The following is a 13549-nucleotide window of genomic DNA, read 5'->3' as shown; positions in this document are numbered from 1 at the left end:
TATCTGTACTCAGTGATGTATCTGATTATACTGGTTCATCATCATAAAATTTACATAAAAAAAGACCAGAATAAGTATTCTGGCCTTTTTGGTGGAGCGTTTCTTAATTTTGAACGAATATCGTTACTGACAATCTTATTTGTTTTTGTTACGACGACCCGCAGTTTTCTTTTCGCGCGGCGTAGCAACCAGCTCAGCCAACTGCTCAGGTGATGACCATAGGCCTTCTAGGTCATAAAACTCACGTGCTTGTGGCGTCATCATGTGGACGACAACCGCGCCCAAATCGATCAACGTCCAATCAGAGTCGATGCCGCCTTCACGGCCAAGTGGCATAAAACCAGCTTGCTTAGCTTCAGCGCCGACGCTATCAGCCATCGCACGTACATGACGCTTTGAGGTACCATCAGCAATGATGATGCGCTCTGTTACGTCAGTCAACTCTTCTACATTCATTACAGTGATGTTCTTTGCTTTCATATCATCTAGAGCGCTTTGTACTAGGGTCAAGCATTCTGTTAGGCGTTCTGCAGTCATGGTGTTGGTCATAAATTTTAATCTCTTGAATCGTAAATATGTAAAATAAAGGGGTAAAACGTCAATTTGTCTTATCCGACTGATCATATGTTGTCAGTCACGCATAGAGACAGGATAGGCAAAATGACATAGATAAGGCGATTTTAACGGAATTGAGCAGCAGAATATAGCTGATGGGCGATAATATATTGATAAACAGCAGGATTTAGCCATTTAGCTAATGGATTAGATTCAGTATTGCTAATGATATCATTTATTGATGCTATAGATGCGATTTGCCGTTGAGCGACTGGCATTTTATTTGTTTGATCGTCTAGTTTCTGTAGTTGTTCACGTATTTGTGTGCTTGATACCGCAGTAATGGGTCGCGGATCTATATAAATGCGTCCTTGATTGGCGTTTTTCAAGTCAGTGTTATTGGGGTCAGGGCTAGTCGGATCAGTGTTATTTGAGTTTAAGCTATTTGTCGAGCGCTGAATGGTTGGAGTTAACAGCTCGATAGGTGAGTCTATTATATGGGGCTGCAATGACAACGGCAATTGCGATTGTAGAGTAGCAATATCTTGCGTGGTCGCTGTATTATTTTCAGAAGATATAATACTGTCAGTAAATTTTTCGCTGATGCCATCACTCATATTAGGACCGCTCTGACGATTAAACACCCATAGATTGACATAGTCAGTGAGCCGTAATCCATCTTTCCATTTGTCCAAACTGTGCGCGCCATCCATACCCATGATAAATATCAAACTGTCATTAGGATACTGCTGTCTTAATGTGCGTACGCTGTCGATCGTATAGACAGGCGGCGCTTGCCATAGCTCCAGCTCATTGATATGTATCGGCGTATTCTCCGTCGCTAGTTTTAGCATAGTTAAGCGATGATTAGCATCTGTACTTTGCGTCTTAAATGGCGAACGTGCATTGGGTAATAAAGACACATGCAGGGGACGCTGTTTCTGCTCGGCGATTGGTAGTAGGTGCTGATAGACAGACATCGCGACTTCTAAATGACCATTATGTACGGGATCGAACGAGCCGCCAAGGTAGGCACGAATGGCAGGTGCAGGTGTTTTCTCTTGAGGGCTGTTGCTCGTATTTGGCATAAATAAATGTATAAAAGTAGGTACGACGCAAGTAGTCGTTGATGTACCTTGCTCTTTTACCAGCTGACCTTTTTAGGGTAAATAATTTGATGATAGCGCTATTGTAGAGGGCAGACGAGCATCTGTCACCATTGTCTGACCCCACAGTACCAATAAAAAACCGACCATCATAATGATAGTCGGCGTTATATAGGAATTTAACGGGTAAGTCTTACAACGATTAAATCAAATCGCTATACGCTTGGATAGCAGTTAACGCGATGGTATAGACGATATCGTCGACCAAGGCACCGCGTGATAAATCATTCACGGGTTTATTCAAGCCCTGTAGCATAGGGCCGACACTGACGACGTTGGCACTACGCTGTACCGCTTTATACGTCGTGTTACCAGTATTGAGGTCAGGGAAGATAAAGACGTTGGCTTGTCCAGCGACAGGTGAGTCAGGTGCTTTTTGCTTACCGACGCTCATGACAGACGCCGCATCATACTGTAGTGGGCCGTCGACCTTGAGGTCTGGTGCACGCTCACGAACGATTTGGGTCGCACGGGCAACTTTTTCGACATCCGCGCCTGCGCCTGATGAGCCAGTAGAGTAGCTGATCATCGCAACTTTTGGATCGATACCAAAGGCAGCAGCAGACTGTGCTGATTGAATAGCAATCTCTGCCAGCTCTTCAGCGTTAGGATCAGGGTTGATCGCACAGTCACCATAGACGACCACTTGCTCAGGTAGCAGCATAAAGAACACTGATGACACGAGTGAGTATTGCGGTGCGGTCTTAATCAACTGGAATGCTGGACGTACTGTGTTGGCAGTGGTATGGATCGCACCTGAGACCAGACCGTCGACTTCGTCTAGTTGGAGCATGATAGTACCTAGATAGACCGTGTCTTTTAGGTACTCAGCAGCGACTTCCGCAGTGGTTTTGCCTTTACGGCGCTCTACGACAGCAGCGATATATTTGCTCATATCGAGGTTATCAGGATCGATGATCTCTAACCCTTCAGGTAGCGTTAGATCACGGTTTTTGGCTACTTGCTCAACTTCACTGCGTTTAGCAAGTAATACGCAGTTGGCGATACCACGACTTTGACAGATACAGGCCGCTTCGACCGTACGTGGTTCCGCGCCTTCTGGCAGCACAATACGTTTCTTAGCGTGTTGTGATTTTTTGACCAATTGATGGCGAAATGCTGATGGTGACAGACGCGGTTCATGATTGCGGCTGAAGTATTCTTTAATCCAACTTAGATCCAAATGCGCAGCCACATAACGAGCCACTTCATCAGCACGTTCTGTATCATCACTTGGAATCTCAGAACTCATATGCATCAGGCTCTGTACCGTCTCGTAGCTGTCGCTTTCGACACTCATGACAGGTATGCCAGTTTTGAGCGCTGATTGCCAAAGCTCAGCAACTGTATCGCTTGGAGTGATACCACCTGTCAACACCAGACCTGCCAATGGAATTCCATTGATACAGGCCAATCCAGCAGCCAACAGTAAGTCATCACGATCGCCAGGCACCACCATTAACGTACCACGCTTAAAGACTTCGTTGACGCGCGCCACTGAACGAGCGGTTAAGCTGATACGATTGATACGACGTGTCTTTGCTTCGCCGACATTTAACCAAGTCGCATCAAGCTCAGTCGCGATATCCCACGTGCGGGGCACAGATAGGGAGTCACTAAAAGGCACCACCCCGATAAGGCGGAACACTTCGGTATTAAACGAAGGCGATAAGCGTTGAACCTCTTGCAGGAAGTTCGGATCTAAGCTAACAATGGCCTCACCAGGCGCGACAGGTTGATTATCAAAGGTGTTCGGCACGTCTTGTACCCGCATCAATATCACACCGAGTGTCCGTGAATCGATGACACCGCCAAACTCACGAGCATGGACATCCAGTTTGTCTGCTAAATAGGCAGGTTTACTGATATCAGCGGTACTGACAAATATAATCTTGGCATCGAGCGCGTGGGCAAGTGCACGGTTGATTTGTGAAGCATAAGAGGTCTCAGTGGTTGGCACCAGACCTTCACAGATAATCACGTCATGACCATCATCGATCGTATGAAAATTGGCAATCACTTCTTCCATCAAGTCATCAAGATTGTCATCGCCTAGCATACGCTCGACGTGTTGACGGCTGATAGAGTCAGGCGGATTTAGGCCAAATGCGTGCATGGTCAATGCGCTTGAGCTGTCTAAGCTGTGCTGTTTGTCTAGCGTATCATCTTGCAAAAACGGCTTCATAAAGCCCGCTTTGATACCGTTATAATCAAAGGCACGGATTAGCCCTAGTGCGGCTGATGTCACACCGATACCGCGACTAATGGGAACAAGTAAAATGGTTTGCATAATATGTCCTACAATTTATTTTATTTTAGACGTCGAGTCATTTTGAGCAGCATGAAAAATGCAGTATAAAAACGCCAAGCACTTTATCTTATTTGTTTTCAGCTTTTTATAAGCGTCTAGAACGATAAGCGCTAGGCATTATAATCAATCGTCTTATACTAAGTTCAATGCTTGACGAGTCTCTTGAGCGATGCGGTATTCTTCATCTGTAGGTATTACCCACAGCTCGACACTGCTATCTTCTGCTTGAAAGCTGCCTTCTTGGCCACCGTACAATCCAGCGTTCTTTTCAGCGTCCATCTTGATACCGAAATGACGCATGACGGCTAAAATACTTGCGCGCGTGGTGACAGAGTTTTCGCCAATACCACCAGTGAAAACAATACCGGTAAATTCAGGCAGTGCACAGCTTAAGCTGGCAAGGTATTTACCAGCGCGGTAACAGAACATCTCGATGGCGAGCTGCGCATCTTTATGGCCTTCGCTCGCGGCTTGCTCAATAGTACGCAAATCATTTGATAGACCAGAGATACCAAGCAGACCGCTTTCACTATTTAGCATCTTGTCCGTTTCTTCTAGACTAATACCGAGCTGACGCTTTAGATGCATATGTAAGCTTGGGTCGACATCGCCGCTACGTGTGCCCATCATCAGTCCCTCAAGCGGGGTCAGACCCATGCTGGTATCGAGACTCTTGCCATCGTATACGGCGGTTGCTGAGCAACCATTGCCTAGATGCGCGGTTATCCAGCCATGAGGACCTTTTGCTTCGGTGATTTGGCTAGCACGTTCTGAGACATAAGCATGAGACGTACCATGGAAGCCGTAACGACGGATTTTGTGCTCTTCGTATAGATATTTTGGCAACGCATAGCGGAAGGCGACAGGCGGCATGGTTTGGTGAAAGGCGGTATCAAATACCACAACTTGTGGAATGTCAGGGTAAATAGCTTGAACCGCTTCAATACCCAAAGCATTTGCAGGATTATGTAGTGGAGCCAATATCTTTAGGCGTTTCACTTCCTCTAACGCATGCTGATCAACACGAACCGCTTCAGAGTACTCACGGCCGCCATGCACCACGCGGTGCCCGACTGCGATAAAGTGATATTGCTCTAGTAGCTCTAGAATTTTTTGCAGTGCAAGTTTGTGACTACCACCAGGGATAGAAATCTCTAACTTATCGCCATTTAGCGTGGTATGTTTGATACGGGCTGTATCGAGACCTAAGTTTTCGGCAAGACCGGTGATACGGGTAGAGTTGTCATCGCTGATCAACGCGTATTTGATAGAAGACGAACCGCAGTTGAGGACTAAAGTGGGGCTAGTTAGGGTTGATGTTTCACTGTTCTTATCATCAAAAGTGGTGCTTAGGTTGGCGCTCATACTCTATCCTTAGATTGGTTTTTATAAAGGGCAAATCAATTATATCGTTCGTTCGATACAAAAAAGACGTCTATTGCCACGTCCTGTTTTATTATCATCAAATGCTACATCGCTGATATCTCAACTGCTGTAGTGAGGGTCACTGAGACATGATGTCATTATTATATGGAATTGATGAAGTTGATAACCGTCGAGTAAATAAACATCAGCCATATCCATGCTGATCATATCAAGCAAGTATATTGGCGATTTTGTTTATACTTGGGCTACTATTTCTGACAGTGCTATGCATCCATGCTCATGAGGTAATGCGTATGCATCTCAGGCTAGCATCCTATTGCCGCCGCAAACTGGGAATATAATGTAACACATTTTTGTTTCTACACCACGACAGGGGCAAGGTTTAAAGTGTGTGATTAATAAATGGCTAAATAGAAAATAAATCAATTATATTCAGTGAGTTATAGAACTATAAATGGATAACTTGTATGGGTGGCATAACAGGGCTATTGCTCACGAAATTGTAAGAAATATTGTCGAGACACCCATATGTCATACATTCATATCTAAGCTCGCAAACGATATTACTATAAAAATTCGACTAATGTTTTAGAAAATATCCAACATCACGCAAATTTATTCACCAATCATATTCAGTATCCGTACAGCTTTATGTAATAATGCTATGATTAAAATGGTCATAGCGACAGTGCTTTAACTGCTGGTTTGGCTGTCCATTTATTTTTTATTTATCACGATTTACTATCGCCATTATGCCGTCGTAAGCTCACAGGTTATCTATTATATGTCTACTATACACAGCCCCTCAGCAGCCAAGCATGCTAGCTCGTTCGCTCATACCAGCCGTCAGGTTGTTGCCACTTTATTCATTGGCAGTGTGGTTATGGTAGGATTGTCAGGCTGCGGGCAAAAAGGCGATCTATATTTGGCAGACTCTAGTAGTCAAACGATAGAGGGCAGTGCGTCTGTACTGGATAGTACTAGCCATCCACAAGATGCAGCCTTTGCGGGTATCGACGATGATAACTATCAAAAAAACCGCTACCTAGAAGAGCAAATGGTACTGCCTGAGCCTAGTACCGATCCCAACGACTATTGATTGCTTAAGCTAAAAATTACTAGGCTAATAATCGCTAAGCTGAGCCAATGGATAGCGGTTAGGTGCTTTTTAATTAACAGTTCAATTGACTGCTTAACTAACCATCGATTCTGTTATGGCTAAATAGCTTTGCTACCTAAATTTAATTTTCACCCTTGATAATCTGATTATATTAGAGATGTTTATATGAGTCATTCTGAACTACCTGCTGACTTGACCGATTCTACTACTGGCGAATCCGTTACTATCCAAACTGAGCAAGGGCTATATGTTGACCCGAAAGCGTTGAGTGCTCACTTGCCAGCGCTAAGTTATCGCGACGATGCATTGTATATGGAGCAGGTCAGTATCGATGAGTTGGAAAAACAATATGGTACACCTTGCTACGTGTATTCAAAGCAGGCAATATTGGACGTTTATCAAGCTTATACTGATAGCTTTGCCAGTCTGAATCATCAAGTGTGCTATGCCGTAAAAGCAAACTCTAACCTTGCCGTGCTTGGTGTCTTGGCACAGGCGGGCGCTGGGTTTGATATTGTCTCTCGCGGTGAGCTTATGCGTGTGTTAGCGGCAGGTGGCGCAGCATCACGCGTGGTGTTTTCAGGTGTGGGCAAAACGTATAGTGATATCGAATACGCGCTGACTCAAGGTATTGGCTGTTTTAATGTTGAATCTATCAGCGAGCTAACCCTAGTCAATGAAGTAGCAAAGTCACTTGATAAGCCTGCGCCAATCTCGTTACGCGTCAACCCTAACGTCGATGCCAAAACCCATCCATATATCTCAACAGGTCTTAAAGACAATAAATTCGGTATCACTCACGAAGACGCATTAGCGGTCTATCAGCAAGCAGCCGATTTATCACATATCGACATCGTTGGTATTGACTGTCATATTGGCTCGCAGTTGACTGAGGTAGAGCCATTTGTTGCAGCGTTAGATAAAATTATTGAGCTGATACATAGCTTACGTGACACTGGTATTGAGTTGCAGCATATTGATTTGGGCGGTGGTTTAGGTGTGCGCTATATTGATGAGGCACCTGTGTCTATCGATGAGTTTGCCCAAGCTTTATTGCCAAAACTTAGCGAGCTTGGCTTGACTGTGTTCTTTGAGCCAGGACGTAGTATCGTTGCTAATGCAGGAGTGCTATTGACTCAAGTTGACGTACTCAAGCCGACTGAGCATAAAAACTTTGCGATCGTTGATGCCGCGATGAATGACTTGATTCGTCCTGCTTTATATCAAGCTGAAATGGCGGTGATTCCAAGTGTGTTACCTAGTGCTGGTATTGATACGGATGGTACGCAGCCGTGGGATATCGTTGGCGCGATTTGTGAGACGGGTGATTTCTTGGCAAAAGACCGTCTACTGTCATTGGCTACAGGCGATGTACTGGTCATCACAGGTGCAGGTGCTTACGGTTTTACCATGAGTAGTAACTATAACTCACGCCCACGTGCTAGCGAAGTGATGGTGTCAGGCGACAGTCATCAGCTAATCCGCAAGCGCGAAACGATTGAAGCATTATATGCAGATGAAACGTTGTGGCAGGCGCAGTAAGGCGATTAAAGACGAGCCAAAACTAAAGACGAGCCAAAACTATCGCCGTATTTGATGGTTGAAGAGAACCCATTGTGATAATGACAATGGGTTTTTTTATGACTGGATTTTGAGGGAAGTGTTTTTAATTAAAGCTGATTTTTAATTGAAGGCATGCCTTTAGTTGAAAGCAAAACCATTCACAAAAATTCGAGTAGCAAGGAAAACGAGTGCAAGTACTACTCACTGTAGACTAAACAAGTTTGACACCGCTAATCGTATTTTTTGGGATTGGTATTATTATGATTGTATCTGACAGCGTGCTAAGATAAGGCATACATAAAAATAGGATAGGACATCAAAGATATGCTAATAGAGTTTACTAAAATGCATGGGTTGGGTAATGATTTCATGGTCATTGATTTAGTGACCCAGCGCTTAGATTTGACCAAGGATTTGGTGCAGTTATTGGGCGATCGTCACCTAGGCATTGGTTTTGATCAGCTGCTCGTAGTCGAGCCACCGATGCGCCCTGATGTCGATTTCAGTTATCGTATCTTTAATACTGATGGCACCGAAGTCGAACAATGCGGCAATGGCGCGCGTTGTTTCGCACGTTTTGTACAAGCACGTAAACTGTCATTTAAGCAGCGTCTACGCGTTGAGACGGCCAGCGGTATTATTTCCCTGACTACTGATCGTTACGGTTGGGTAGATGTCGATATGGGCAAGCCTAAATTTGAGCCAGATGAGATTCCATTTAGCCCAAGAGCGACGACCAAAATCCAAAACACCTATCATCTTGATGTAAATGGCACACCTGTACAGCTGTACGTTGCCAATATGGGCAATCCGCACGCTGTGATAAAAGTCGATGACGTACTCGATGCCGAAGTTGAGATTTTAGGCAAGGCAATTGAGTCGCATCCTGCATTTCCAGACCGCGTCAATGTGGGCTTTATGCAGGTGATGAATCAGCGCCACATTCGTCTACGTGTGTACGAGCGCGGAGTGGGTGAAACGCAAGCTTGTGGTACAGGCGCGTGTGCAGCAGTAGCCGTTGGTATACGTGAAGGCTGGCTTGACGAAGGTGAAGAAGTCCGCGCACAGCTATACGGTGGTAGCATGATTATCAAGTGGCAGCCAGGTTATTCAGTTACGATGACGGGTCCGACCGCTTTCGTCTACGAAGGTGTATTTAGTCCAGATGGCCTAATGGCACAAGCAGGTCTTAAACCCAATGCTGAAGGCTGATAACTGTTGTTAGGCCAATCGTATAAATGCCAAGGATGGTTCTAATATGGTTATGTCTACTAATAAAGACAGTCAGGCGGCTAGCTCAGCACCTTGGCTATCTACTGAGCTAGCCGCCACTATAGAGTCAGACGCTGCGTTACGAGAGCTACTCGCACCTGTGCATCGTTGGCTCAATACGTTGTCTGTGCGCAACCATTCGCCGCATACTCTGACCGCTTATTTCGCTGGTTTAAATCAACTGGCGTTGTTTTTGCGTGGTAAACGTCTAACGTGGACACGCTGTGATAAACGGCAACTGGCCCAGCATATTAGTCAACGTCTTGATGAAGACAAGTTAGCGCTTGCCAGTGTTCAGCAAGAGTTGTCTGCGATTCGGCATTTCTATGGTTGGATGATTGAAGAAGAGCTGGCACGTATCAACCCAACCACTGGCTATCAGCTGAAGCGCAGTCCTAGACCGTTGCCTTCTATCGCTGATGTCGATTTACTGACTCAGCTACTCGATCAAGAGATTCCTGATACACCAGAGCAAGCACGCTTATGGTTACGTGACAAGGCTATGTTCGAATTGCTCTATAGTAGTGGCTTGCGTGTTGGCGAATTGGTTGCACTCGATATGGCAGATGTAGACTTATCTGATTTGCGGGTACGAGTTACGGGTAAAGGGAATAAAACACGCCTAGTGCCATTAGGGATAAAGGCTGCAGAAGCGATTAGTCGCTACTTACCGCATCGTAACCTATGGGTAGAGCAAATGGATAACGCATTGTTCATCAGTGAAAAGCTCGGCACCAGATTATCAACACGGGCCGTGCAGCAGCGTTTAAAAGTCGCTGCTACTCGCGCAGGTATCGCCCAAAACATGTATCCCCATTTATTGCGTCATTGTTTTGCATCACATATGCTGTCAGGCAGTGGTGACTTGCGCGCTGTACAAGAGATGCTCGGGCATAGTGATATTAGCACCACGCAAATTTATACTCACGTTGATTTTGCAAAATTAACGCAGGTTTATGATCGCGCGCATCCACGAGCAACTCATGCTCAAAATGAAGAATTGCCTTAGCAATTAGGCACGAAATCCACTGAATTTCACAATTTACGCCAAACGATGGCAATCAAAGATAGGTAGTTTTTGGCGGCCTTGCTCTTGCGCTTGCTTGTCTAATGACGCCATGACGATGGCATATTGTTTATCCAACTCGCTATCGTCATAGCTTGCGATAACACTACTATCAAACGCTGTAATAGCTGCATGTCCCCATGTCTGGCGGGTACTACCATCTTTGTAGAGATGATCACCACCTTGCGCTGCGCCAATGACCATACATTGACTATCTAGAGCACGCGCTCGTAACAGCAGCGACCAGTGTGCTTGCCCAGTCAAGTACGTAAAGGCAGAAGGTGCACTCAACAGTTCAGCACCTGCTTGTCGCAGACGCTGCGCCAATGCCGGAAAACGCAAATCAAAACATACCATCATGCCGAGTTGATAGACTGTATTGCCTACTGCTAGTGGCGCAATTATGGTCTGGGTACCCGGCTCAAAGGTCGCCGCTTCGTTATAGCTGCCATGCTTATCGGCTACAGTTGCGGTAAACAGATGAATCTTGTCGTAACGTGCGACACGGGTACCATCTGGTGCAAACAGCTGGCTCACTTGGCGCAATCTACCATCAGGAACGACAGTGCCATTAGGGCGATAATGGCAGGGTAACGAGCCTGCTAGTACATGGATACCAGCGGTGCGGGCGTAGTCTGCTATCGTCGCTGATAAATCATCAAAACGCTCAGCAGTAGCAGATTGCTGCCCCATGCTACAGCAGTTCTCAGGCAATACAACGAGCTCAGCACCTTGAGCTTGTGCATCTGTGATGGATGCTTTGATATCTGCTAGATTATCCTCAACATTCTGCTGACTGTTCATTTGAATAGCAGCGACGTTCAGTTGATGGTTGTTTAGATTCATGACAATATTCCTATTGGGTATGAGCTGTATTGGTCATTTGCCGTAATTTATTTATTATAATATTTTCGCGGTAATGAACAGACTGCTCGTATTTATGGATTGCTCATCCTTGCCAAGACGATAGTCTACTATCGATAGCAAACCAAACGTATCCGGACAAAACATAAATTATCATAGCAAAATTGTGGCAAAAAATGCTATCGTCATGTCCTGATAAGATTTATGTCGTTACCTTTACTGACAGAATAAACACAATATCACTAAGATCGGAGTGCAATAAGCCGCCCATGAGTATGTCGTTCGGATTGGCGACCACGCTGAGCAACTCACAAAAGCTAACCCCGCAAATGCAGCAAGCCATAAAACTGCTGCAGCTCTCTAGTCTTGAGCTCGCACAAGAGGTTCAGGCAAAACTAGATAGTAATCCATTACTTGAACGTATCGAAAACGATGACGAATACGACAGTGGTGACGATGAAATAGAGGAGTGGAGCGAGCCGTTGACGCTTGATAGCTGGAATCAAAGTAGCAGTGACTCATTCGACTCAGTACCTACTAGCGGTACAGAGTACAGTGGCGATAGTAGTGATAGCTTCAGTGATAGTTTGGATAAGCTTCAACAGCCTAATATCGATGATAGTGCAATAGATGTAGATAGCTATAGCAGTTCTGATGCCGATAGCTTTGATATAGGTAGCTTTGACACGGGTAACTACGCCTCCACCGCAACGGGCTCTGGCAATAGTAGGGGTGATGAAGATTTTGATAGTTACCAAGGCGGTACATCGTCTACCATTCAAGATCATGTGCGCTGGCAGCTGAACTTTAAGCGTCTATCAGAGGCCGATACGCTGATTGCAGAATATTTAATAGACTCCATGGATGATATGGGCTTTATTCGAATTGATATAGATGAGCTACTGCAGAGCTTTGATACGATGGCAAGTTTCTATCAATGGGATGAGCGCGTTGAAAAAGAAGAAGTCTTGACGGTATTACGTATTATCCAGTCCTGTGATCCTGTTGGCGTAGGGGCGCGTCATTTAAGCGAGTGCTTATCGATTCAGCTATCTAAGCTAGATGTTCACACCGAATATCTACAAGAAGCCCAAGCGCTGCTATCAGCGAGCGAGCATTTAGTCAGTAATAATATTAAAGCACTGACTGAACGTACAGGGCTTGCACCAGAATATATTACACCTGCGCTTACGCTACTACGTACCTTAAACGCTTCGCCAGGACTGCTTTTTCAGTCTAGCCAGCCCGACTATGCCCAACCGCCTGAGAGCTATGATATTCCTGATGTGTTGGTCACACCTGTTAGAAACAATAAGGCGACAAGTAACTCTGAAGTAGAAGAGGATGGCTGGTATGTACGCCTCAATCCAGATACCTTACCAAAGCTACGCGTAAACCAAGAATATGCCAATTTGGTCAAGCGTGGCGATGACAGCCCTGACAATCAATATCTGCGCGAAAACCTCACCGATGCTCGATTGTTTATTCGTAGTATCGAAGAGCGCAATCAAAACCTACTCAAAGTAGCGACTAGCATTGTACGCTATCAACAAGAGTTCCTGCAGCATGGTGCAACCGCCATGCAACCCCTAATATTAAAGGCAATTGCTGAAGAAGTTGACTTGCATGAATCTACGGTCTCACGCCTTACCACCAGTAAAACCATCTTGACGCCGCAAGGGTTGTTCTCTTTGAAACACTTCTTTTCATCTCACGTAAGTAGTGCTGATGGAGATATCTCATCGACCGCTATCAGTGCCATGATTAAAAAGCTCATCGCTGATGAAGATCCCAAAAAGCCATTATCAGACAGTCGTATCAAAAATGAGCTGTTAGCAGATGGTATCGATATAGCCAGAAGAACCGTCGCCAAATATCGTGAAGCAATGAATATTGGCTCGTCTACTCAGCGCAAACAGAAATACTAACTATCTAGTCTTACCTTTCTATAAGGTTAATGGTTACCTGTCTGTATAGTGTAATACAGATATAAAAAATAAAATTTTTTGATTATATAGAAACCAAATAGAAATAATAGGTATTGTTACACTTAATTACAATTTAACGGCTTGCTACTGGGCGATTTTCATGACAAATTAGAGTCATACCAACAACAAAAACCAAGTGCCGATTTATAGTATTTATTTATAACTAATAAAGGAGACGATAAAAGGATACGTCGACACATTACTAGAGGCCTTGGTGTAGTTAGTGGTAAGGCAGGATGATAAGAGCAAGAATGCTAC

General features: G+C 44.9%; 10 protein-coding genes. 5 read left to right on the top strand and 5 right to left on the bottom strand.

The window, feature by feature from the left end; translation table 11 throughout:
* Positions 1-135: 135 nt before the first annotated feature.
* From rsfS to DXK30_RS08300, 4 genes are all read right to left on the bottom strand, one after another.
* Positions 136-549 (bottom strand): ribosome silencing factor, encoded by a 414-nt coding sequence (gene rsfS, locus DXK30_RS08315; RefSeq protein ID WP_057758112.1) that lies wholly within the window; start codon positions 547-549, stop codon positions 136-138.
* Between the two features lie 131 nt (positions 550-680).
* Positions 681-1643 (bottom strand): nicotinate-nicotinamide nucleotide adenylyltransferase, encoded by a 963-nt coding sequence (locus DXK30_RS08310; RefSeq protein ID WP_114701306.1) that lies wholly within the window; start codon positions 1641-1643, stop codon positions 681-683.
* Positions 1644-1863: 220 nt separating this feature from the next.
* On the bottom strand, positions 1864-4011 hold the full coding sequence (gene pta / locus DXK30_RS08305; protein WP_114701305.1) for a phosphate acetyltransferase: 2148 nt from the start codon (positions 4009-4011) through the stop codon (positions 1864-1866).
* Between the two features lie 153 nt (positions 4012-4164).
* Positions 4165-5397: an acetate/propionate family kinase gene (locus DXK30_RS08300; protein ID WP_114701304.1), complete on the bottom strand. Its 1233-nt coding sequence runs from the start codon at positions 5395-5397 to the stop codon at positions 4165-4167.
* Positions 5398-6202: 805 nt separating this feature from the next.
* Between DXK30_RS08300 and lptM the strand changes: the two genes are divergently transcribed.
* The 4 genes from lptM to DXK30_RS08280 all read left to right on the top strand — a co-directional run bounded on the left by lptM (position 6203) and on the right by DXK30_RS08280 (position 10382).
* Positions 6203-6517, top strand: a complete 315-nt coding sequence (gene lptM / locus DXK30_RS08295) for an LPS translocon maturation chaperone LptM (protein WP_114701303.1) — start codon at positions 6203-6205, stop codon at positions 6515-6517.
* A gap of 186 nt (positions 6518-6703) precedes the next feature.
* A complete protein-coding gene (gene lysA, locus DXK30_RS08290) occupies positions 6704-8080 on the top strand; it encodes a diaminopimelate decarboxylase (protein WP_114701302.1) in 1377 nt (458 codons plus the stop codon).
* A gap of 345 nt (positions 8081-8425) precedes the next feature.
* Positions 8426-9313, top strand: coding sequence for a diaminopimelate epimerase (gene dapF / locus DXK30_RS08285; protein ID WP_114701301.1), 888 nt, complete (start codon positions 8426-8428; stop codon positions 9311-9313).
* 46 nt (positions 9314-9359) lie between these two features.
* Positions 9360-10382, top strand: coding sequence for a tyrosine recombinase XerC (locus DXK30_RS08280; RefSeq protein WP_114701300.1), 1023 nt, complete (start codon positions 9360-9362; stop codon positions 10380-10382).
* Between the two features lie 33 nt (positions 10383-10415).
* Here DXK30_RS08280 and DXK30_RS08275 read toward each other — a convergent pair whose 3' ends face one another.
* On the bottom strand, positions 10416-11285 hold the full coding sequence (locus DXK30_RS08275; protein WP_114701299.1) for a nitrilase-related carbon-nitrogen hydrolase: 870 nt from the start codon (positions 11283-11285) through the stop codon (positions 10416-10418).
* 287 nt (positions 11286-11572) lie between these two features.
* On the opposite strand from DXK30_RS08275, the gene rpoN reads away from it, so the two are divergent.
* On the top strand, positions 11573-13231 hold the full coding sequence (gene rpoN, locus DXK30_RS08270) for an RNA polymerase factor sigma-54 (protein ID WP_114701298.1): 1659 nt from the start codon (positions 11573-11575) through the stop codon (positions 13229-13231).
* Positions 13232-13549: the final 318 nt, after the last annotated feature.

Origin of the sequence: Psychrobacter proteolyticus (assembly GCF_003350005.1) — a bacterium.
GTDB lineage: Bacteria > Pseudomonadota > Gammaproteobacteria > Pseudomonadales > Moraxellaceae > Psychrobacter > Psychrobacter proteolyticus.
Note: the sequence above shows the minus strand (reverse complement) of the source record. Positions and strands in the feature narration are given on the sequence as shown.